Annotated in this window: 14 protein-coding genes; 12 read left to right on the top strand and 2 right to left on the bottom strand. The window is 61.5% G+C overall.

The window, feature by feature from the left end; genetic code table 11:
• Window positions 1–228: 228 nt before the first annotated feature.
• On the bottom strand, window positions 229–858 hold the full coding sequence (locus JWR98_RS05475) for a DNA-3-methyladenine glycosylase I (protein WP_205489485.1): 630 nt from the start codon (window positions 856–858) through the stop codon (window positions 229–231).
• A gap of 216 nt (window positions 859–1074) precedes the next feature.
• On the opposite strand from JWR98_RS05475, the gene JWR98_RS05480 reads away from it, so the two are divergent.
• From JWR98_RS05480 to JWR98_RS05490, 3 genes are all read left to right on the top strand, one after another.
• Window positions 1075–2400 (top strand): C4-dicarboxylate transporter DctA, encoded by a 1326-nt coding sequence (locus JWR98_RS05480; protein ID WP_205489493.1) that lies wholly within the window; start codon window positions 1075–1077, stop codon window positions 2398–2400.
• A gap of 112 nt (window positions 2401–2512) precedes the next feature.
• Window positions 2513–3214 (top strand): FCD domain-containing protein, encoded by a 702-nt coding sequence (locus tag JWR98_RS05485; RefSeq protein ID WP_205489486.1) that lies wholly within the window; start codon window positions 2513–2515, stop codon window positions 3212–3214.
• Between the two features lie 16 nt (window positions 3215–3230).
• On the top strand, window positions 3231–3917 hold the full coding sequence (locus JWR98_RS05490) for a GntR family transcriptional regulator (protein WP_078733105.1): 687 nt from the start codon (window positions 3231–3233) through the stop codon (window positions 3915–3917).
• 192 nt (window positions 3918–4109) lie between these two features.
• Here the strand turns inward: JWR98_RS05490 and JWR98_RS05495 are convergent, their stop codons facing one another.
• Window positions 4110–8978 (bottom strand): NAD-glutamate dehydrogenase, encoded by a 4869-nt coding sequence (locus JWR98_RS05495; protein ID WP_078732992.1) that lies wholly within the window; start codon window positions 8976–8978, stop codon window positions 4110–4112.
• Window positions 8979–9466: 488 nt separating this feature from the next.
• Between JWR98_RS05495 and JWR98_RS05500 the strand changes: the two genes are divergently transcribed.
• From JWR98_RS05500 to JWR98_RS05540, 9 genes are all read left to right on the top strand, one after another.
• The gene (locus JWR98_RS05500) at window positions 9467–9820 is read left to right on the top strand and encodes a hypothetical protein (RefSeq protein WP_078732991.1); all 354 of its coding nucleotides are present in this window, start codon (window positions 9467–9469) and stop codon (window positions 9818–9820) included.
• Between the two features lie 135 nt (window positions 9821–9955).
• On the top strand, window positions 9956–12526 hold the full coding sequence (locus JWR98_RS05505) for a S8 family serine peptidase (RefSeq protein ID WP_078732990.1): 2571 nt from the start codon (window positions 9956–9958) through the stop codon (window positions 12524–12526).
• 191 nt (window positions 12527–12717) lie between these two features.
• Window positions 12718–13677 carry an AAA family ATPase gene (locus JWR98_RS05510; protein ID WP_003174327.1) on the top strand — a complete coding sequence of 320 codons (960 nt, stop codon included), beginning with the start codon at window positions 12718–12720 and terminating at the stop codon, window positions 13675–13677.
• A 5-nt stretch (window positions 13678–13682) separates the two neighbouring features.
• Window positions 13683–14615, top strand: coding sequence for a DUF58 domain-containing protein (locus JWR98_RS05515; RefSeq protein ID WP_205489487.1), 933 nt, complete (start codon window positions 13683–13685; stop codon window positions 14613–14615).
• Window positions 14612–15106 carry a DUF4381 domain-containing protein gene (locus JWR98_RS05520; RefSeq protein WP_003174330.1) on the top strand — a complete coding sequence of 165 codons (495 nt, stop codon included), beginning with the start codon at window positions 14612–14614 and terminating at the stop codon, window positions 15104–15106. The genes JWR98_RS05515 and JWR98_RS05520 overlap by 4 nt, the downstream gene beginning before the upstream one ends.
• The gene (locus JWR98_RS05525) at window positions 15099–16187 is read left to right on the top strand and encodes a vWA domain-containing protein (protein ID WP_205489488.1); all 1089 of its coding nucleotides are present in this window, start codon (window positions 15099–15101) and stop codon (window positions 16185–16187) included. The genes JWR98_RS05520 and JWR98_RS05525 overlap by 8 nt, the downstream gene beginning before the upstream one ends.
• A complete protein-coding gene (locus tag JWR98_RS05530; RefSeq protein ID WP_078732987.1) occupies window positions 16184–17923 on the top strand; it encodes a tetratricopeptide repeat protein in 1740 nt (579 codons plus the stop codon). The genes JWR98_RS05525 and JWR98_RS05530 overlap by 4 nt, the downstream gene beginning before the upstream one ends.
• Window positions 17920–19560 (top strand): BatD family protein, encoded by a 1641-nt coding sequence (locus JWR98_RS05535; protein WP_078732986.1) that lies wholly within the window; start codon window positions 17920–17922, stop codon window positions 19558–19560. The genes JWR98_RS05530 and JWR98_RS05535 overlap by 4 nt, the downstream gene beginning before the upstream one ends.
• 226 nt (window positions 19561–19786) lie before the next feature.
• Entirely contained in the window at window positions 19787–23968 is a 4182-nt protein-coding gene (locus JWR98_RS05540) for a YncE family protein (protein ID WP_205489489.1), read from the top strand.
• Window positions 23969–24027: the final 59 nt, after the last annotated feature.

The raw sequence follows: 24027 nt of genomic DNA on the forward strand, positions 1-24027 counted from the left end.
GCATCACAAGCTGCACAACGACATCACCTTGTTCAACCCGGCGCCGATTACCTGAGACCGAGTCGCCTGCAATCGGGGGCAAGCCCCTCCCACACTCGAGCGTCGTTTCGATGCTGGAACTCGGTCAAAGGGTGGGAGGGGCTTGCCCCCGATAGCGGTATATCAGCCAAAGAGATGTCAACTGAACCACCGCCATCGGGGGCAAGCCCCCTCCCACATTTTTGCGACTCACGGGCGTTTGAACTGACGCCGCTGCGCTTCAATCTGCGGGCGGCACGCGCAGCCATCAAGGTGATCATTGACCATCCCCATCGCCTGCATCAACGCATACATCGTGGTTGGCCCCACGAACGTCCAGCCGCGCTTCTTCAGGGCCTTGGACAGTCGCACCGAGGCCGGCGAGGTGGGATTGCCCGTCCAGTAATCCAGGTCCACCACCGCCGGGCGCTCCTCAGGGCCGGGCTCAAACGCCCACAACCAGCGCGCCAGCGAACCGGTCTCATCCACCAGCTCACACGCCCGGCATGCATTGTTGATAACGGACACGATCTTCGCCCGATTGCGCACAATACCGGTGTCCTGCATCAAGCGCTCGATATCCGCTTCGCCATATTGCGCGATACGACGAAAATCAAAGCCCTCGAACGCCCCTCGAAACTGCTCGCGCTTGCGCAGGATGGTGATCCACGCCATGCCCGCCTGGAAACCTTCCAGGCAAATCTTCTCGTACAGCTGGATATCGTTCGCCACCGGCACACCCCACTCGTGATCATGGTAATGCGGGTATTCGGGCGCCGAGGTGCGCCACGTGCAATAGCTGCGGCCTGTCGCGTCGGTGGTCAGTCCTGGTGTATCCATTCATCACCTCATGTGCCGAAGGCGGATGATAAGCGAAAATTTTTGCACATCACCAACCGCTCAAGCATCGCCCTCAGCGACCAACTGGTCAGACCGGAACTCGTCAACCGACGAATAATGTCTTGTTATTTCAAAAATACCTGGCCTAGACTGGCGACGCACTGGACTTACCGGTATGACCACAACAATTAAGCCCTGGAACCACCGGGGCGCCGAATAGAGATCCCTCCCATGCTCAGATGGTGCTCGCGTTCGATTTTCCTGCAAGTCGTGATTGGCCTGATGCTTGGCATCGTCTGCGGCCTGGCCCTTCCCGAATTCTCCTCGCAACTCAAACCCTTGGGTGACGGTTTTATCAAGCTGATCAAAATGCTGATTGGCCTGATCGTGTTCTGCGTGGTGGTCAGCGGTATTTCCGGTGCCGGCGACCTGAAGAAGGTCGGGCGCATCGGCCTCAAGTCGGTGATCTACTTTGAAGTGCTCACCACCATTGCCCTGGTGATCGGCCTGATCATGGCGTTCAGCACCGGTATCGGCCAAGGCGCCAATATCCACCTGGAGCAACTGTCCTCCGCCGGTCTGAATGAACTGGCCGACAAGGGCCAGCACATCAAAGGCACCAGCCAGTTCCTGATGGACCTGATCCCCAACTCGGTGATCGGCGCCTTTGCCGATAACAACGTGCTGCAAGTGCTGTTGTTCTCGGTGTTGTTCGGCAGTGCGCTGAACCTGGTGGGCGAAGCGGCCAGCGGCATTACGCGGCTGATCAATGAGCTGAGCCATGTGATTTTCCGCATCATGGGCATGATCGTGCGCCTGGCGCCGATCGGCGTGTTCGGCGCGATCGCCTTCACCACCAGCACCTACGGCCTGGACTCGCTGCAACACTTGGGCAGCCTGGTGGGCTTGTTCTACCTGACCTGCTTCGCGTTCGTCGCGCTGATTCTCGGCCTGGTGATGCGCGTTTCAGGGCTGCGCATGCTGCCGCTGCTCAAGTACTTGCGCGAAGAGCTGCTGATCGTCATGGGCACCGCCTCCTCCGATGCGGTACTGCCGCAGGTCATGCGCAAACTCGAACACCTGGGGATCGGCAGTTCTACCGTGGGCTTGGTGATTCCGACGGGGTATTCGTTCAACCTTGACGGCTTCTCCATCTACCTGACCCTGGCCATCGTATTTATCGCCAACGCCACCGGCACACCGCTGTCGATGACCGACCTGCTGACCATCCTGCTGGTGTCGCTGATCACCTCCAAGGGCGCCCACGGCATCCCCGGTTCGGCACTGGTGATTCTGGCGGCGACACTCACGGCGATCCCGGCGATTCCGGTGGTAGGGCTTGTGCTCGTATTGGCGGTGGACTGGTTCATGGGCATCGGCCGCGCCTTGACCAACCTGATTGGCAACTGCGTCGCCACCGTGGCCATCGCCCGCTGGGAAAAAGACATCGATATCCAACGCGCCAATAAAGTGCTCGACGGCGAACAAGGGTACGCCTTCCAGACCAGGAAGCCGGTGTTGCCGGCGCATCAGGAGTTCTAAAAGCAACACGGACAAATGTGGGAGGGGGCAAGTCGAATCGTCGCACCGCCCCTCCCACTGTTGAGCAGCGTTAATTGGATCAATGTATTCGCAACATCAAGGAGTCATCGACGTGATCAGCACCTCAACCGTCGTCAATTCAGTCGTAGAAAAACTGCGCGCCGCACTCAAGCGGGGCCAGTGGCGGCGTGGCGAAATGCTGCCCGGCCAACGTGAGCTGGCCGAACAGCTGGGCATCAGCCGCCCCAGCTTGCGCGAAGCGGTGATCGTGCTGGAAACCCTCGGCCTGGTGCGCTCCATGCCGGGCAAAGGCGTGGTGGTGCTGGAAACCAGCGTCAGCGAACCGCAATCGACCGACGCCGTGGCCGACGCCAGCCTCGAAGACATTCTGCAACTGCGCTACACCCTGGAACCATTCATTGTCGGCCTGGTGGCCCAGACCATCAGCAGCAAGGATGTCGGCCAACTGCGTCTGACCCTGATGGACATGCGCGAAGCCCTGGATGCAGGTGACGCCGAAGCCGGGATGAACGCCTACATCGGCTTTCACGAAGAGCTGTTCGCCCTCACCTCCAACCCGATCTTCCAGAACGTGGTGCAGCAGACCAGCAACGCCCTCAAGCAAAGCGCCCAAGTGCTGCGCAACTCCCCCGAGCACCTGGCCGAACGGCTGCGGGAAAACGAAGCCGTGGTGCGTGCCATCCGTAACAAGAACAGCGCCCTGGCCAGCGCCGAGATGCGTCGGCACATCCTCCAGGAAGGCCTGCGCATGGGCATTGCCCTGAACATCCCGGATGACCATCTGGGCAGCTGACTTTTTGGAGACGACCATGACCGCCCACGCCCTGCAACGCGAGCCTTTCCTCCCTGCCCTGCGCCTGGCGGCCGGTAAAAAGCCTTCGGTGGATGACATCTACCCACGCCTGTTCGACGCAATCCTCGAACAACGCATCGCCCCGGCCAGCCGCTTTACCGAAGAAAGCCTGGGCGAAACCTTTGGCGTGAGCCGCAGCGTGATTCGCCGGGTGTTGGCCAAGCTGTCCCACCAACAGGTGATCATCCTGCGTCCCAACCAGCGTGCCCAAGTCGCGGCGCCGGATGCGCAGCAGACGCGGCAGATTCTGGAAGCACGGCGCATGACCGAAATCACGGTGGTGCAACTGGCCTGCGCCCAGGCGACAGCCGCACAGATACGCCAGCTACGCGAATTGATCGCCCGCGAGCATGAGTGCATCGAACACAACCAGCGCGGGCCGGCGATTCGCTTGTCGGGGGAGTTTCACCTGCACTTGGCGGCCATCGCGGCGAATGCGCCACTGGCGCAATTCCTGAACAGCCTGGTGCCATTGACCTCCCTGGTAATCGCCCAATATGAAGCGAAAGCCTGCACGTATTGCGCGTGGCAGGAGCATGTGGCGATTGTGGAGGCGGTTGAACGGCGGGATTCGAACGCTGCCGTGGCGTTGATGACCCAGCACCTGGATCACCTGGAAAGCAAATTACTGAAGCACCACTGACCTCCAGATATAAAGAAGATCCAATGTGGGGGGCTTGCTCCCGATGAGGGAGTGCCAATGAATGCACTGCCTGACACACCACTATCGGGGGCAAGCCCCCTCCCACACTGGGCCTTCAGCGCTTGATAAATAGTGTTCCAATAAAAAGCCCCCGCCTCTCACGAGACGGGGGCTTTTGTTTCAGCCGCTAAATCAAGCCGGTTGCAGCACCGACTGACCGCTCAACGCCAAATCCAGCAACTCACGGTTGGCGACCGCGTACATGGCGTAGTCCGTGCCGACCGCGGCACGAATTTCCACCATCATTGCGCGCCAGCGATCGGCCATGTCCTGGTGCTGCTCAAGCCACAGGGCCACACGGGCTTCCATGTCTTGTGGCGCGTCGGCCATTTGCAGTACCGAGATGGTGATCGCCCGTTGCTGCCAGTCCACATCGTCGCGGAACGCTTCGCGGGCCTGGGCCTGCCAGTTGTTGGCTACCGGCAGATCGCTGATCTGCTGCAGGTACCATGGCAAGTCCAGGGCGCTGCCGACGGCGAAGTAGGCCTTGGCCACTTCGGCGGCGTCATGCCCGGTCACGTCGGCGGCTTCGATGATCGGCAGCAAGGTGTACAGGTGGGTCGTGCCTGCAACCATGCGCGCCAACAACTCCGGTACACCGGCTTCGGTGTAGGCCTGGTAGCGGGTCTGCCAGCCTTCGCGGGTCGGGCCTTCCAGCAGTTCGTCGAGCTTGAGGCCCAACGCGGCCAGGTGTGGACCGAAGTGCGCGGTGTCGCGCCCGGCGTCCTGTTCGTTGCGACGGCTGCGCAGGAACCAGCGCGTAGCACGGCGGCCCAGGCGCATCAGTTCGTCCATCAGCTCCAGTTGCACCTCGGCGGACACCTGGTGGTCCAGCGCTTCGATCTGACGGAACCAATGCGGGAGGTGGAAAATGTCACGCACGATTACATAAGCGCCCGCCACGTTCGCCGGGCTCATGCCGGTCGACTCTTTGAGTCGTTGAACGAAGGTGATGCCCATGTGGTTGACCAGGTCGTTGGCGATCTGGGTGCTGACGATCTCACGCTTGAGACGGTGGCGACGCATGGCTTCGCCGAACTTGGCCACCAGGCTCGGTGGGAACGCGGTCTCCATGTCACGGGTCAGGTAGTCGTCATCAGGTACCAGCGACTTGAGCAGCGCTTCCTTGAGGTCGATCTTGCTGTAGGAGATCAGCACCGACAGCTCCGGACGGGTCAGGCCCTTGCCGGTCGAGGCGCGCTCGGCCAGTTGGTCTTCGGTCGGCAGGTACTCGATGGCACGGTCCAGCTTGCCACGGCCTTCCAGGTCGCTCATCAGGCGCTTGTACTCGGCGGCACGCTCGTAAGCCTTGCGGGCGGCCAGGGACAGGGCCTGGGTCTGCTTGTAATTGTTGCCCAACACCAGGCTGCCGACTTCGTCGGTCATGCTCGCCAGCAACTGGTTGCGTTGCTTGTCGGTCATGTCGCCGGCCTGCACCACTTCGTTGAGCAGGATCTTGATGTTCACTTCGTGGTCGGAGCAGTCCACGCCACCGGCGTTGTCGATAAAGTCGGTGTTGGAACCGCCACCATTGAGGCCGAATTCCACACGACCCAGTTGGGTCATGCCGAGGTTACCGCCCTCGCCCACCACCTTGCAGCGCAGCTCGTTGCCGTTGACGCGCAACGCGTCGTTGGCCTTATCGCCCACATCGGCGTGGCTTTCGGTGCTGGCCTTGACGTAGGTACCGATGCCGCCGTTCCACAACAGGTCCACCGGCGCCTTGAGCAAGGCGTTGAGCAGTTCGGTCGGGGTCAGCTTGTCGGCCTGGATGTCAAAGCGTTCTTTCATCTGCGGCGAGATGGCGATGCTTTTGGCGCTGCGCGAGAAGATACCGCCGCCTTCGGACATGATGCTGGTGTCGTAGTCGGTCCAGGCCGAACGCGGCAGCTCGAACATGCGCTGGCGCTCGACGAAACTGGTCGCCGGGTTCGGGTTCGGGTCGATGAAGATGTGCAGGTGGTTGAAGGCCGCGACCAGTTGCAGCTTGTCGGACATGAGCAAGCCGTTACCGAACACGTCACCGGCCATATCGCCGACGCCGACCACGGTGATGCTGTCTTCCTGCACGTTGATGCCGCGCTCACGGAAGTGACGCTGCACACCGACCCACGCGCCCTTGGCGGTGATGCCCATTTTCTTGTGGTCGTAACCGGCCGAACCACCGGAGGCGAACGCATCACCCAGCCAGAAGCCGTAGTCGATGGCAATGCCGTTGGCGATGTCGGAGAAGGTCGCTGTGCCCTTGTCCGCCGCCACCACCAGGTACGGGTCATCGTCGTCATGGCGCACGACGTTGGCCGGCGGCACCAGGGCGCCGTCCTTGAGGTTGTCGGTGATGTCCAACAGGCCGGAAATGAAAATGCGGTAGCAAGCGATGCCCTCGGCCGCGATCTCGTCACGGCTACCGCCCAGCGGCAGGCGACGCGGCAGGAAGCCGCCCTTGGCGCCCACCGGCACGATCACCGAGTTCTTCACCTGCTGGGCTTTTACCAGGCCCAACACTTCGGTGCGGAAGTCTTCTTCACGGTCGGACCAGCGCAGGCCACCCCGCGCCACGTTGCCGAAGCGCAGGTGCACGCCTTCAACCCGTGGCGAGTACACGAAGATTTCAAACTTCGGCACCGGCTTGGGCAGCTCAGGGATCGCGCGCGGGTCGAACTTGAAGCTGAAGTACGACTTGTTCTGGCCGTTGGCGTCGGTCTGGTAAAAGTTGGTGCGCAGGGTGGCCTTGATCAGGTCCAGGTAGCGACGCAGGATGCGGTCTTCGTTGAGCACCTGGACGTCGTCCAGGGCGCTGAGGATCGCTTGTTCCAGGCGTTGCTGCTTGTCTTCCAGGTCGTCGGCGGTGAGCTTGCGCGCCAGGTAGAAGCGGGTCTTGAACAACCGGGTCAACTCGCGAGCGATGTCTGTGTGGTTGTTCAGGGTGCTGGCGATATAACCCAGGTCGAAGCCCAGGCGGATCTGCTTGAGGTAACGCGCATAGGCACGCAGCAGCGCGACGTCGCGCCATGGCAGGCCGGCGGTGAGCACCAGGCGGTTGAACGCATCGTTCTCGGCATCGCCGTGCACGATGTGCACGAACGCGTCCTGCAGGGTGTCGTTGAGCTGCTGGATATCCAGGTTCACGCCTTCGGCGGCGATGAACGCAAAGTCATGGATCCAGAATTCGCGGCCATTGGCGTGGCGCAGACGGTACGGGAACTCGCCCAGCACGCGCAGGCCGAGGTTTTCCAGGATCGGCAGCACGTCGGACAGTGCCAGCGGCGTGTCGGCGTGATACAGCTTGCAATGCAGCTCACGCTGGCCGGAAACCTGGCCCAGCGGCTGGTAGAAGCTCATCACCAGCGGGTTGGCTTCGGTGAGGCTGAGCAAATGCTGCATATCGACCACAGCCGAATGCGCAGCGAAACGCTCGCGGTAGCCGGCCGGGAAGCCTTTCGGGAAATCCGCCAGCACGTTGGTGCCATGGGCTTCGCCGAAGCTCTCCACCACCAGGCTTGCGTAGTCGTCCTGCCAGCTGCGGCAAGCCTGCACCACTTCTTTTTCCAGTTGCAGCGTGTCGATGTCGAGGCGGTTCTTCGGGTCTACCCGCAGAATCAGCTGGACACGGGCCAACACGGATTCGGAGAAGAAGGTCCAGAACTCGCAATCCGAGGCTTTCAGACGATCCATCAGCACTTGCTGGATCTTCTGGCGCACTTCGGTGGAATAGATGTCGCGCGGCACATAGGCCAGGCAGTAGCAGAAACGACCATACGGGTCTTTGCGCAGGAACACGCGGATCTTGTTGCGTTCCTGGATCTGCACAATCGACATCACGGTGCTGTACAGCTCGTCGACCGGAGTCTGGAACAGGTCATCGCGGGGCAGCACTTCAACCACCTGCGCCAGCTCCTTGCCCAGGTGCGCCTTGGCCTGGAAACCCGAACGGCGTTCGATCTCGGCGACTTTGCGGCGGATGTACGGGATGACTCGCACGCTTTCGCCATACACCGACGAGGTGTACAGGCCCATGAAGCGGCATTCCTTGATGACCTTGCCGTCCGCATCGATCTCGCGGATAGACACGTAGTCCGGGTAGGCCGGACGGTGCACGCGGCTTGGGTGCGCGGCCTTGGCGAACGACAGCACGGTCGGCTCGCGCAGGTAGGACACGGCGTAGTCTTCGATGCGCAGGTCGTCGGCGGTGAGGCCGGCACGCAACAGCTTGGTCAGACCGAGGAACGAGCTGGCGTCATATTCGATATGGCCGCCGTCCGCCTCGTCACGTACCACGAATTCTTCATAGCCCAGGAAGGTGAAGTGGTTGCCCACCAACCATTCCAGGAAGTTCTTGATCTCGGCCTTTTCTTCGCCGTCGATGCCGAACGGGCTGGCGTCGATACCGGCCAGCAGGTCCTGGACCTTGGCTTTCATCGGCTCGAAATCGGCCACCGCCACGCGCACTTCGCCCAGCACCTGCTCCAGCTCTTTGCTCAGCACGCTCAGTTCGGCCGCGTTGGCGCAGCGGTCGATTTCCAGGTACATCAGCGATTCTTGCTCGATGCCTTCGCCCTGGGTGCCCTTGGACAGCACTTCCAGCAGCTCGCCCTTGCTGTCACGCCGCACGCTGAGCACGGTGGTCTGCAGGGTGTGGATGCTGTAGCCACGACGGTTCAGCTCGGTACGCACCGAGTCCACCAGGAATGGCAGGTCATGGTGCAGCACTTCGACCGCGGTGTGGGTCGACTGCCAGCCATGACGTTCGTAATCGGGGTTGTAGACCCGCACTTGCGGTTGGGTGTGGTCAAAGCGCTCAAGCAGGCGCCAGGCAGACAGGGTGCAACCGGCCAGGTCGGAAAGGCGACGCTGGGTCAGTTCGTCCAGGGAAATGATGCCGAAGAATTGTTCAGCGAACAGCGCCACTTGTGGCAGTGCCTGTTCACTGATGTGCTGCGCCAGTGCCGCTTGCAGTTGATGCTGGAAGTCGGCCTTGCTGGCTGCGGTGAAGAACGCCATCTGTGGTACTCCGCTTGGGCTTGTTATTGATGGAAGCGTCGCGTGTTATCCCCTTGGGAGGGGCCGTCAGCTCTGTTCGCTGGTAACGAGTTAAGCACCATAAACGAATCAGGGTGACAGGTGGGTGAAGCTGGACAGGACAGTCAGGTCACATACAACTTCCATAAGATGCGCACCTTGCCGGGTGACGGTACGACGGGCAGGTCAGGCGCCCGGAACGCGCGCATCCGTTGCGCAGCTTAACGAGTGTAGGAGCACTGCTCTTGCAGCGCTGCGACATATTCGGTCATCGGTAAGCAGGCTCGGGGTTGCGACGGGTGCAACCCGGAACTAGCGGGGCAAAAACAGGCAGCTTTCAAACCTGCGAGCACCAAAAATGACTGGTTTTGCCCGCCAGGTCATGCCTCGTTGTGACACGGGATGCAGCAGAAAATTCGCCGCAATGGCACAATTGCCGCGCCGCGCCCTTCCCCCAGACAGGATTTCCCATGCTGCAATTTAAAACCGACGCCCTGATGGCCACCCCGTGCGACGACGAAGAAGACCACATGGCCATGCTTTGCTGCCACGGCAAAAACGGCGAGATGTTCATGCTGACCCGTTACCCGGATGAGGATGAGGTGGAACTGACCTGGGATTACGAGCCCTCTACCCTGGATGGGCTGAAGGTGACGCTGGGCGACACTACCTTGTTGGTGGAACTTGCCACAGACGATGCCGATGCGCTGGGTGGCAAGACTCAGCTGCAGATCAACCACGACACAGTGTTGGCGGATATGGCAGAAATTGAACAAACACTGCAGAACATTCTCAAGGACACCGGCACCTACATTCGCGCCTGATCCAGCGCCCTGTCTGCTCCCGCGCGGTCGCGACGAACCTCTGACCGTTGGTCGGTACTGTTATTTCTAACAGTACCCGTAACGAAATTTTGCGCCTTAGCTGATCGCAATCACAGTGACAGCGCGGGTGCCTCGATGAAATACCTCAGTACGGTTCTGGCAATTGGCCTGCTGGCCGCAGGGTCATCGGCGCTGTCGGCGCCGGCGGCCGACATTGACCATTCACACTTGATTGTGCTGCTCAAAGACGACGGAACCGGCGCCCGCAACTGGCAGGACAACCGCGATCCCTCAAGCACCTTTCAGTCCCGCGTGCCCAACATCAAGCCCCTGGTGCCCCCGACCAAAGCCCTTACGCGGGAGAATGTCCAAGCCCTGCAACGGCACCGGCTGGATCGTTATTACCTTATCGACCTGCGCGAACTCACCCCGCAACAGGCGCAGGCGCTCGCCGCCCAACTCAAGCAAGATCCCGCCATCGAGTACGTCGATTTTGAACCCCTCGTGGATGGCATGTCCGACGACAAGGCCGAACCCGTTACGCAGAGCACGACCACCCGTATTCCGGATTACACCGACCGCCAGAATTATCTGTTTGGCCCGCGAGCCATGTCGCCCTACAGAATCGGCGGCGTGAATGCGGTGCAAGGCTGGAGCGTTCCCGGCGCCAAGGGTGAGAACATGCGGGTGATCTCTTCGGAAATCGACCACTGGTCCTACGAACACGTGGACTTGCCCAGACCATTTATGGAAATCAACCCCACGGCCACCACCGGCTCTCATGACACAGCCAGCGCGGGAGTGATCGCCGCCAGGGCAAACGGCTTCGGCACCACCGGCGTCGCCCCCGCGGCACAACTGGGCTACGTTCAATTCGGCACGGAACGGCTGATGCAACTGGCCGAGCAACTCAGGGCCGGAGATGTCGTGCAATTGGGCGTGCACTACTATTACTCCACCCTTCCCGGCGTGGGCTGCACCTCCAATTGCTATATGCCGCTTGAGTACAACCGGCCCGTGCGCGACATCATCACCTACCTGACCCAGGAAAAAGGCGCGCATGTGGTACTCGCGGCCGCGAACGGCAACATCAATCTGGATCACCCCTTCTTCGGCGGTTTTTTTGATCGCAACAGGTTCGACTCCGGCAGTATCTATGCCGGGGCCGTCTCGCCAACGTCAGGTTTGAAATCAGACTTCTCGCAATATGGCAGCCGCGTGGACCTGTTCAGTTGGGGCGCCAACGTTACGACGACCACGTGGAGTGTGGCCAACCTCACTACCGGCTACACCCACACCTACAGCGGCACCTCATCAGCCAACCCGATCATTGCCGGGGTGATGGCATCACTGCAGGGTGTCGCGCGGGCCAACGGCCTGGGTAACATCCCACCCAAGGAACTGCGCAGAATCCTGGTGGAAACCGGCTACCCGCAGGCCAACGGCAATCGCACCCAAATCGGCGTGCAGCCAAACCTGGACCTAGCCATCAAAAAACTGCTCGCCGACGGCATCGGCCAACCGCCCACCGGCCGCCTGGCCCTGCCCGAAGACGTGAAGTCAGGGGCGACATTCACCGGTCATGTCTACGCTGAGTCACCGAGCCAAAAACCACTGACGTACCGTTGGAACGCCACCGGGTTCACGCCCCCAACGGGTGACGGCCCGACGCTGGCCCTGACCGCGCCGACCATGCCCGTCGACACACGCACGTCCATATCCGTGGTGGTGTCCGATGGCACTCACTCCATCACGCTGACCGAAAACATCCTCATCAAAGCCACCGAAACACCACCTGACGGCCACTGCACCACCGCCTGGGTGGCCACTAAGGTCTACTCCAATACCAACGAAAAAGTCTCCCACAGCGGTTACAACTATCAGGTCGCACACTGGTCCCAAGGCGCACGCCCCGACCTGAACTTTGTTGAAACCGGTGCCGCCAAACCCTGGCGTCGTCTAGGTGCCTGCGGTGGCGAACAACTGGTTGCCAGGATCACCGGGCCAGCCACCGTCGAAGTCGGCAAAACGCTGCAATTGTCGGGTACCTCGTCAACCGGTCAAGACCTGCGCTTTGCGTGGTCTGCAAACGGCTTTACCCCAGCTGCGTCGACGCAACCGTCCGCCGCGTTCGTCGCGCCCAACACTGCCGGTACACGCAGTATCACATTGACGATCACCGACGCACGCGGCGGCACAGCCACCGCCAGCCACAGCGTGAACGTCACCGCCGATACACCCGCAAACCGGCCGCCGGTGGGTGACCTGATGGGCGATGAGACGATCGATTCGGGCAAAAGCGCAAATTTCCTGGCCAACACCAGCGATCCGGATGGAGACCCCATGACCTATGCCTGGACACTCCCGGACGTGCTCAGCGCCAACAACTCCACCACCCGCACCATCAGCGTAACGGCCCGCCCAGTAAGCAGAGACACTCGTGCGACCCTCAGCGTTTCGGTGAGTGACGGACGTGGCGGCGTGCTGCGGCTGGACAAACCGCTCACCGTCAAAGCGGCGCCGGACTCGGGTAACTGCGGCAACACGCCGGCCTGGTTGGCCACCAAGGTCTATTCGTCGTATGCAGAGGCGGTGCTCTACAACGGCAAGGTGTACAAACAGAACTTCTACAGCATCAACAAACCGCCGGACACCAACTCGGCCGCCTACGGCAAGGAATGGCACCTCGGGGTGCCGTGCCCTTGAGCCGCAAGGGGGGAGCGGATCAGTGCGCTTCCCCCATGAATTTATGCGCAACACACAAAATTCCTACACGTTTTACTAAAAATACCCCGCACGCCGTTAGTCGCCACACCCCTCGATGCATTAAAGTAATGCCCCCCAGCCCGGTGTTTGTTGCATAGCACGCGGGCTCCTCTTTCCAGGAACCGTCATCGATGGAACATCGTGAAGCGCTGCTCGCGCTGCGAACCTTTCTTTCTACGCAGATTCTCGGCCAGGAAAAACTCATCGATCGCCTATTGATCGCCCTGCTCGCCGACGGCCATATGCTGGTCGAAGGCGCGCCGGGGCTGGCCAAGACCAAGGCCATCAAAGAGCTGGCCGAGGGCATCGAAGCGCAGTTCCATCGAATCCAGTTCACGCCCGACCTGCTGCCGGCCGACATCACCGGCACCGAAATCTATCGCCCGGAAACCGGCAGCTTCGTGTTCCAGCAAGGGCCGATTTTCCATAACCTGGTGCTGGCCGACGAAATCAACCGTGCGCCGGCCAAGGTGCAGTCGGCCTTGCTCGAAGCCATGGCCGAGCGCCAGGTCAGTGTGGGGCGCAGCACCTATGACCTGTCGCCGTTGTTTTTGGTGATGGCCACGCAAAACCCCATCGAGCAGGAAGGCACCTACCCGCTGCCCGAAGCCCAGCTCGACCGTTTCCTGATGCATGTCAAGATCGGCTTTCCCGACGCGGCCGTGGAGCGGCGCATCCTGCAACAGGCCCGTGGCGAAGCGCTCAACGGTGAAACCAAACCCGAACGCCGCGTCAGCCAGCAGGCGATCTTTGCCGCGCGCAAGGAAATCCTCGGCCTGTACATGGCCGATGCGGTAGAGGAATACCTGGTGCAGCTGGTCATGGCCACGCGCACCCCGGCCAAGTTCGACCCGGAGATGGCCGAATGGATCGCCTATGGCGCCAGCCCCAGGGGATCCATCGCCCTGGACCGCTGCGCCCGCGCCCATGCCTGGCTGGCCGGGCGCGACTTCGTGAGCCCGGAAGATATCCAGGCGGTGCTGTTCGACGTGCTGCGCCACCGCATTATCCTGTCGTTCGAGGCCGAAGCCGCCGGCATTGACCAGGACCGCGTGGTGCAACGCATTCTCGACGTCGTTGCCGTCGCTTGAAGTCGATGAACGCAAGCGATGGGGTCCGCGTCACGCTCAGCGAGCTGATTGAGATGCGCCACCGCGTGCGCGAAGTGCAGCTGTTTTCCACGCCGAGCCAGCGCAGCCCGTTGATCGGCCTGCACCACTCCAAACTGCGCGGGCGCGGGGTCGACTTCGACCAGGTCCGCGTGTACCAGGCCGGTGACGACGTGCGCACCATTGACTGGCGGGTGACCGCACGCACCCAGGAGCCGCACACCAAACTGTTCCACGAGGAGCGCGAACGCCCGATTTTCATCATGGTCGAGCAAAGCTGCCGGCTGTTTTTCGGTTCGGGGCAGATGTTCAAGTCGGTGCTCGCGGCGCAGGCGGCGAGCCTGATCGGCTGGGCGGCGCTGGGGCATAACGACCGGGTCGGCGGGCTGGTCTTCGGCGACAACGAACACTACGAGATCAAACCCCGGCGCAGTAAACAAAGCCTGCTGCAACTGCTCAACCGCCTGGTGCGTGTCAACCAGAGCCTGGACACCGAAAGCCACCCGGAAGCCGACGCACTGGGCATGGCCCTGCGTCGTGCCCGCGAAGTGCTGCGCCCCGGCAGCCTGGTGATTGTGATCTGCGACGAACGCGCGCTCAGCGAAGGCGCCGAACAGCAACTGAGCCTGCTCTCACGCCATTGCGACCTGCTGCTGTTGCCGATCTCCGACCCGCTGGACCACGCCCTGCCCGCCGCCGGGCTGCTGCGCTTCGAGCAAAGAGGCGCGCAACTGGAACTGGACACGCTCAACGTCGATCTGCGCCAGGCCTACAAGGCCCAGGCCGAAGCCCGCATTGCCCGCTGGGAGCTGCTGGCGCAGAAACTGCGGGTGTTGCTGATGCCCTTGAGCACCCAGAGCGAAATGGTCGAGCAACTGCGCGAATACCTCAACCCGCAACGCCCGGTTAAAAAACAATGAGCAGCCTCGACCAACTGCAACCGCTGATCGCGCCGCCGGCCATCGGCTTCTGGCCGCCCGCGCCCGGCTGGTGGCTGTTGCTGCCGGTGATCGCACTGCTCGGCTGGGGCCTGTGGTCGCTGCGCCGTTTTCTGCCCACGCGGCGCCCGGTGGCGCGAGCCGAACAACCGTTGGACCCGCTGCGCATCGCCGCCCTGGCCGAACTGGCGCTGATGCCCAAACCCTACGACGGCGCACCCGCCGGGGCCTGGCTGCAACAACTCAACGGCCTGCTCAAACGCCTGTGCCGCAACGACTACCCCTACAGCCAGAGCCACACCCTCAACGGCCGCAAATGGCTGGCGTTCCTCGACAATCGCTGCCCGGCCGCCGGCCTCACTCGCTGGATGGTCCTGGTGGAAGGCGCCTACAAGCCCGAATGCAAACTCGACGACAAGGCGATTGCCGGCCTGACCCAGGCGATCGACACCTGGATTCGCAAACATGTTTGAGTTCGCCTGGCCGTGGATCTTCGCCCTGCTGCCTTTGCCCTGGTTGATGCGGCTTATCCTGCCCGCGGCCGACAGCGGCGAGCCGGCACTTAAAGTCAGCTATCTGAGCGACCTCGAAGGCCTCGCCCGGCGCCGTGCCCGCGTGAACCTGCCGGGCTGGCGCCAGCAAGCGCCGTTCGTGGTGCTGTGGCTGCTGCTGTTGACCGCCGCCGCGCGCCCGGAATGGCTGGGCGAACCGCTGCCGATTGCCGCCAGTGGCCGCGATTTGCTGGTGGCGGTGGACGTGTCCGGCTCCATGGATTTCCCCGATATGCACTGGCAGGACGAAGACGTGAGCCGCCTGAGCCTGGTCAAACACTTGCTCGGCGACTTTCTGCAAGAGCGCGAAGGCGACCGCGTGGGCCTGATCCTGTTCGGCAGCCAGGCCTATCTGCAGGCGCCGCTGACCTTCGATCGCCGTACCGTACGCACCTGGCTCGATGAAGCGCGCATCGGTATCGCCGGCAAGAACACCGCCATCGGCGACGCCATCGGCCTGGCACTCAAGCGCCTGCGCCAGCGCCCGGCACAGAGCCGCGTGCTGATCCTGGTCACCGACGGCGCCAACAATGCCGGGCAGATCGACCCACTGACCGCCGCGCGCCTGGCCGCCGAAGAAGGCGTGAAGATCTACCCCATCGGCATCGGCGCCGACCCTGAGCAGACCGGCTCGCTGGGCATCCTGGGCGTGAACCCGAGCCTGGACCTAGACGAACCTGCGCTCAAGGCCATCGCCGCCGCCACCGGCGGGCAGTATTTCCGCGCCCGCGACGGCGAAGAACTGCAAGCGATCAAGCACACCCTGGACACACTCGAACCGGTGCAACAACAACCGACCCAGGCCCGCCCGGCCCAGGCGCTGTACAGCGGCCCCCTGGCGTTGGCGCTGCTCTTGAGCCTGTTGCTGGTCATCCAGGAACGCTGGCCGAACAACGCGTTGCAACGCGCGCTTAACAAGCTGTCGAGCAAAGGCATTTTCCTGCCGCAAAGCCCTGAATGGCGCCAGCGCCTCAAACGCCTGCGTTTGCGGAGACGGCGATGATAGACCTGTGGCCGCACCTGTTCCGCCCCTGGTGGCTGTTGCTGCTGCCGTTGCTCGGCTGGCTGCTGTGGCAACTGTGGCACCGACAAAAGCGCGCCGGGCGCTGGCAGATGATCCTGCCGCCGGCGTTTCATGCCGTGTTGCTCAGTGGTGGCAGCGGACGCGAAAGCAAATCGCCCTGGGTGGTGCTCGGCATTGCCTGGCTGTTGGCGCTGCTGGCATTGCTCGGCCCCAGTTGGCAGCGGGTTGAGCAGTCCAGCCAGAAACCGTCCGACCCGTTGGTGGTGCTGCTGGAACTGACCCCGGAAATGCTCGCCACCGACAGCCCGCCCAACCGTCTGGAACAGGCCCGGCGCAAGCTGTACGACTTGCTGCAGGCGCGCACCGATGCGCAAACCGCCATCGTCGTCTATGCCGGCAGCGCGCACACCCTGGTGCCGCTGTCGGATGACCTGGCCACCAGCCGCAACCTGCTCGAAGCCCTGCGCCCTTCGATCATGCCCGAGTCCGGCCACCGCGCCGACCTGGCCGTGGACAAAGCCCTGGGCTTGCTCAACCAGGCGGGCCTGGGCCAGGGCCGCCTGTTGCTGATCGGCTCGTCACTGTCCAAGCAGGAACGCCAAGGCATTCGCCTGCTGCTGCAAAGCAACCAGGCGCCGAGCCTGTCGATCCTCGGCATCGGCAGCCGCGAAGGCACGCCAGTGACCCAGGAAAGCGGCGAATTCCTCAAGGACGAACAAGGCGCGATTCTGGTGCCGCGCCTAGACAGCCCGACCCTCAAGGCCTTCGCCAGTGAAATGGGTGGGCGTTACCGCGCTGCGCGCCTGGACGACAAAGACCTGCGCCAGCTCGGCGTGCTCGACCCACCCCAAGCCTTGCGCAACGACGGCCAGTTGCTGCACCTGGACACCTGGGCCGACCAGGGTTACTGGTTGCTGCTGCCGCTGTTGCTGCTGGCCGCCTGCGCCGGGCGGCGCGGCTGGTTGTTCTTTTTACCGCTGCTGCTGTTGGGCGCGCCGCAACCTAGCTACGCCTTTGAATTCCAGGATTTGTGGCTGCGCCCCGACCAGCAAGGCCAATACCTGCTGAAGAAAAAACGCCCGGCCGAAGCCGCCGAACACTTCCAGGACCCGCAATGGCAAGGCGTGGCGCTGTACGAAGCCGGCAACTATGCCGAGGCCATCAAGCGTTTTGCCGAAGGCAATGACGCTTACTCCCACTACAATCGTGGCAATGCCCTGGCCAGGTCCGGCGAGCTGGAGGCTGCGGCGGATGCCTACGAACAGGCCCTGGAAGCCCAGCCCGACCTGCAACCGGCGCTGAAAAACAAAGCCCTGGTGGAAACCCTGCTGCAAGAACAGGCGCGGTCCGAGCCCGACCAGCCGGCAAAAAACGAAGATGACGAAACCGGCCAACCCGGCCAAACTGCGCAACCGGGCGCCAGCGGGCAAAACGCCGCGGGCGGCGAAACGTCGGCCCAGGGTCAGGGCGAAGCCGGCACCGGCGACACCCAGACCAGCGCCCCTGCGCAAAACGGTGGTAACGAAGTGCCGGGCAGCGAGCTGGGCGATGAACACACCACCACCCCGCCGCTGCGCCCCCTGGACGCCAGCCTCGACGGTGAACACCGCCAGGCCCTGGAACAGTGGCTGCGGGAGATCCCGGACAACCCCGGCGAACTGCTGCGACGCAAATTCTGGTACGAACAGCAACAACATCAGGACAAGACGCGATGAGCCGCCGCACCACCCTACTGCTCCTGCTGGCGTTATCGGCGGGCCACGCCCAGGCGGCAAGCCTGGTCGCCAGCGTCGACCGCAGCCGCCTCAATTCCGGCGAAACGGTCGAACTGACGGTGGAATCGAGCGATGTGACTCAGTTCGGCAAACCGGACCTGTCACCGCTGGATGCGCAGTTCGAAGTCAGCGGCACGCGCCAGATCAACCAGCTCACCACCCTGGGCGGCGACAACCACGCCACCACCCGCTGGATCATCACCCTGCTGCCCAAGGAAAACGGCACCGTGGTCATCCCGCCCCTGCAAGTGGGCGATTACCAGACCCAGCCCATCAGCCTGCAGGTGCTGGAAACCGCCAGCCAGAACACCAGCGCCGAACTGGCGCCGGTATTTATCGAAGCCACTCTTGACCAGCCCACTGTGTACGTGCAGGCCCAAGTGCTGTTGACCGTGCGCGTGTACCACTCGGTGTCGCTGTACGACGACAGCAGACTCACGCCGCTGCAGATTCCCGATGCGCGCGTGGAACAACTGGGCGAGTCGCGCACCTACGAAAAAGTCATCAACAGCATCCGCCATGGCGTGATCGAAACCCGCTACGCGATCTACCCGCAGCACAGCGGCAGCGTGACGATCCCGGCACAGACGTTCAGCGCAACGCTGGTGGAGTCGCGCCCGCCGCAGGAAAACACCCTGCAAGGCACCAAGCCCGGCAAGTTGATCCACGTCAGCTCAGCGCCACTCACATTGACGGTCAAGCCCAAGCCCGAGCGGTATCCGGCCGACGCGCCCTGGTTGCCGGCGCGCAGCCTGACCCTCACCGAGGGCTGGAACCCGGAGCCTGAGCACGTACAGGTGGGCGACTCGCTGACCCGCAGCCTCACGATCAAGGCCGAGGGTTTGTCCAGCGCCCAGTTGCCGGCGCTGCCCAGTACGGACATCAACGGCCTGCGCCGCTACCCGGACCAGCCGGTGCTCGGCAACCAGACCAGTGACCGCGGCCTGATCGGCAGCCGCGAAGACCGCGAGGCACTGGTGCCCAACCGCGTCGGCGCACTCGAACTGCCACCGGTGGAAGTGCTGTGGTGGAACACCCACGAGGATCACCTCGAACGCACCAGCCTGCCGGCCCGCACCCTGCAAGTGGCCAACAACCCCAGCCTGGTGGTCGACACGCCGGCCACGCCCACCATCATTACCGCACCGGATGACAGCCGCCTGTGGCTGTGGCAACTGAGCACCGTGCTGCTGGCCTGCACCACCCTGCTCGGCTTCGGCCTGTGGTGGCGCGCCCGCCGACAACCGGCGGTACAGCGCGCCACGCAAACCGGCCCCAGCCCACGCACCCTGCTCGATGACCTCAAGCGCGCGACCCAGGCCAACGACCCCCACGCCACCCGCCAGGCCCTCGACGCCTGGGCCCGCCAGCAACCAGAAACCCTGGCGGACATGGCGGCGCGGTTCGTGCCGTTGTCGGATGCGTTGGATGGCTTGAATGGCGCGTTGTACAGCGAGAGTGGCCAATACTGGTTGGGCGAGGAACTGTGGCGCGCGATCAAGGCCATTCCAATGGCTGAGCGCGAGCAAGACCCGGCGATGGATAGCACCAGCTTGCCGCCGCTGTATCCCAAATAATCCCCTGCATCCCAGACACACCACAAATCAAAATGTGGGATGGGGCTTGCTCCCGATATAGGCGTGTCAGCCCGCACGCCTGTAACTGACACTCCCTTGCACTTCACGACCGCTGGTCGCCACTGTCATTTCTCACAGCTAGACGCTGCTTCCGAGCAGGTGTGTGATTCCTCTTGCCCCAACGCACCACAACACTGTGCGTTCCCCTCAGCCAGGAGCTCTCATCATGCCCACGCGTCCCTCCGACAGCGATTCAATTCCAATCAGCGCTCATGAGTACGGGTCATGCAGCCTTCTGCCGCAACGCGCTGAAGACCTCGATCATCCCTACTCCGCACATCCCGCCATTCTGCTGGGTTCCGCCCCTTATCCAGAGAACGGCGTCTATGGGCTTGGCATTCGCCACGTGCGTCCCTACGCATTGTTTGCGTTTGAGAGATGGACGGTCCAATCGCTCCAGGACTATTACGCCATTTACCTTCAGGACCTTGTGTTTCCAGCCGCTGACGATCTTGTCGCGGACCTGGTCCTGGATCGCCAAGTCCTCGCCATACCCGAGGAACGCGTGCCCGAGGGAGAAATCTCGACCTACGGCCGGGTATTGCGGGCAGGCAGCGGCAATGAAAGCACTTCCCCTGTCCAAACCATTTTAATCAAGACCAACCGGCCTGGCGGGGTCGATAAAGACCCGGGGACCGCCTGGCATACCGGCCTGGTCATGCAGGTTGAAGGGTTTCCCGAAGGCACCAGTATCGGCGCAGGAGATGTAGCCGGGGGGATCTGGTGTCTGATTGAGCTGTACGAACACATTCGCCACAACGATGTGATCGAACTGTCCTGGGATGGCGTGTTCGTGCAGCATACCGTGAGCCCCGCCGAAGCGGCCGGCTCGGCGCCGATCCGGGTCCTGGTGCCCAAGACGACCATCGATCAGGGCGGACAACTGGGCAAACTGACCCTGCGCTTTCGCGTGCGAGATGTGGTGGAGAATTTTTCCGGGGAAAAATATCAGTATTCCAAACCATATTTCCTGGAGGCGGAACTGGACCCGAGCCTGCTGCCGGCGCCTATTTTTCTGGTGGATGAAAATGAGCTTGAATCCCGGCAGATCGACTTTGACACTCAAAGCGAGGCGAGGTTCGAGGTGATCGCCACTACGCTTCGGCAAAAGCCAAGCCCCAGCCCTAGGCATCAGATCATCGTGACCCTGTTTGGCATACTGGCCGACGGCACCACTAAGCCCTTCGTACTGGCGCCTGTGACCGACAATAATCTGGGCTTCACGTTTGTCTCCATCGACGCCGACATCATCGCAGAACTGGTCGGTGGTTCATTTCGCGTGTCCTTCCTCTGGCAAACCGCCGGCGGCGATTCCCTCGGCCAGTCGGGCAGCGTGACGATCACCGTGGTCGGCACACCGGTTTCCATGCCGGCGCCGCAAGTCAGCCCCATTGAGTTGGGCTTAATCCCGGAGGGCGAGGACATCACCGTCACGATCCCTACCTACGAACCGCATAGCAAGAGCTGGCTGGAAACGCTGGTGATTGAATACGTACCACCGGGAGGGGGCGGTGCAGTCACGTTCAGGCAACCACAACTGGCCGGAGGTCAGGGCGGCACACGCACCGTCACCGCGGCCGAGCTGGAGCCCTTCACTCGGCGGGGCCTTCTCAACTTCTACTACGAAACCAATGACGGTGCTGCCCATATCCGGGGAGGTAGCGCACTGGGGGTTCGCAGGTCGAACATGCTGGTCGCCCAGATTGGTGACCGGACGGCCGACATGCCTGAACCGAAGTTGCAAGGCGCCATCGGCAATAACATCGACCCTACAGCGGTACCGGGCGACGAAGTGCTGGTGACCTTTACCTACCTCGGCACCCAGGTTGACGATACCCTTTATTGGTCATGCATTGGCTCCGGCCTGAACGGCTCCGCCAGCGGCAGTATCCTCATCAACGCAGCGACCGCAGGCAAGGAATTGCCCTACCCGGTCCCGCGTCGAATTCTGGATAACAACCTCAATGGCAGCCTGCGGATTTCCTACAGCCTGAAACGCAAAGGCCCTCCTCCGTTGGTGCTGCGTTCGGAGGTGGCAGCCTTCACCGTCGGCAGGGGCGTGCAGTTGGACCGGCCGATCATCGACGGCGCCTCGCTGTTCCCTGATGAGCTCAACCCATTGGCCGCCTTGGACGGAGGCCGGGTGATTGTGAAATTCCGGCCTATGCTGGCCACCGATCAGATCAACGTGGACTGGTTAAGCATCGATGGGATCGGCAGCGACACCCAGCAGGTGGATGGCAACCCGGCGACTAATGAAGTCAGCGTGTTGTTCGATCCGCGCACCATCGCCCAGGGCATTCGTGATGGCGGCAACACGATCAACGTGCAGTACCACTTCAATCGCGGCCTGTTCCCGTTCAAATCAGAAAACGTACCCTTGCGGCTGTTGCCGCTGACCGGTTTGCCGACACCTGCGATCGACGGTATACCCGGGCCGATTCTTGAGCTGTCGAGGCTCAGCCCGACGGCGCGTACACGCATACCGGTGTGGCACTTCATTCATAAAAACCAAAGAATGTGGATGACGTACGAGGGCATCGATAGCAACGGCGACGGCTGGAGCGAGGACACCTACACCGCAAACCTGGTAACCGACGATGGGGTAACCAATGGCATCAACCCGCCGACACCCGTGGACAAACTCAAATTGCTCAAGGATGGGTCGACGCTAAAGATCAGTTTCTGGGTCAGCCTGGCGGAAAGTCTCGACAAGAACACGGCTATTTTGTTCGGTGTGCGTGAGTATATTATCCAGGCGCTGCCGGGCGTCTTGCCGCATCCCTTTATCGGCGGCGCTTCGGGGGTGGGACCAAATGTGACCGTCGAGCCGCTGACGATTGAGCACAACACCACGGTGACCGTGGCGTTCGACGGCATGCGAAGTACCGACCGTATTACGCTTGAATGGATATTTGCCGATTGTACCTCCCATACCGAAATCAAGAATGGTCTGGACAGCGGTACGCTTGTGTTCATCCTTACGGACGATAAAGTCCTGCATCGCAGTGTGAACAGTACGGTGATGTTGAGGTATTCGGTGGTGCCGGAGGGTGTGATTGAACCGATTCCGTCCGAGGTGCAGACGGTCAGGGTGAATGCGATTCCCGCGGAGGACTTGCCACAGCCACTCATCAACGGCATCGAGCCTGGCGGTACGCTAGACCTAAATACCTTTGCAGGTGATGCCACCGCAGCCGTGAAGAAATGGCCACTGAGCGCCACCGGGCAACGAGTTTGGTTGACCTGCAGCAGCCATGGTGTAGCAGATCTTAATGTGTTGACAGCTTATCCCATTACTGCGGCGGAAGCGGCGGTAGGATTAGCGAACAAAGCGGTGCTGCGTAATTGGCTGCAACATGTCAAGTCTGGGCAGATCAGCATAATGTGCAAGGTGACATTTGACGGCAGCACAGACGAGATGACGGCGGTTCCTCTTCAGCAGTCGACGTATGACGTCCGCTGGGAATTAGGGATTATCGAGAGTATTAGTGTTGGAGAGCAGCCGCATTGGATTGCAATAACGCCCGATGGATTGATAGCTTACGTCACCAACTTCAACAGCCACACAGTATCGGTGATTGATGTTGAGCAACGCAAAGTTATTCGTACTATTGCCGGCTTCGATCAGCCGTTTCGCATAGCCCTGAACCCAGATGGATCGCGCTTGTATGTAGGCAATCAAGGCGCACGAACTGTTTCTGTAGTCAACACCAGTAACGATACGATCACTAATACAATTCCAGGCTTCAATTTTATACATGGACTAGCCATCAACGCGACAGGTACGCTTCTGTTTGTCAGTTGCAGTATTGACTCAATGGTATTCGTACATGATGCGATAACAGGACAACGACTGAATTCGATAAGGGTAGTCAGTGCATACGGAGTCGCAATCAACCCGGAACAAACACTGGTTTATGCTGGCGGGCCGACCCTGTTGAGTTTTATGAGCGCCGCAGGCTTCGGGAGCGTCATCGGTAGTATTCCAAACTTCAATTCCGCCTCGAATATAGCGTTCAACCCAAACAATAAACCTTATCCTCGCGGCTATGTAACGAGCTCAACTGAAGTTGTTATTTTCAACTCCAGCACCAACACTATCGTGAAGAGACTAGCTGGATTTAATCATGCGTATGACGTGGTCATGAATCCAACCCCAAACACTGCGGAATGTTATGTCAGTTCCGACGGAACCACACTATCTGTAATTGACACAAACAATGAAACCGTCATTCACAAGCACCTCGGCTTTCACAACCCGGCTGGCATAGCTGTCGCTCATGGCGGCCGCCTTGCTCTTGTGGCCAACCAAGCAAACAAAACAGTATCTTTCGTTGCTCTTTAAGCAGAACGGAACAACCGCAACAACCGAAATCAAGAACAACTAGGAACAACTGGGACCGA

This window comes from Pseudomonas lactucae (assembly GCF_016937615.1).
GTDB lineage: Bacteria > Pseudomonadota > Gammaproteobacteria > Pseudomonadales > Pseudomonadaceae > Aquipseudomonas > Aquipseudomonas lactucae.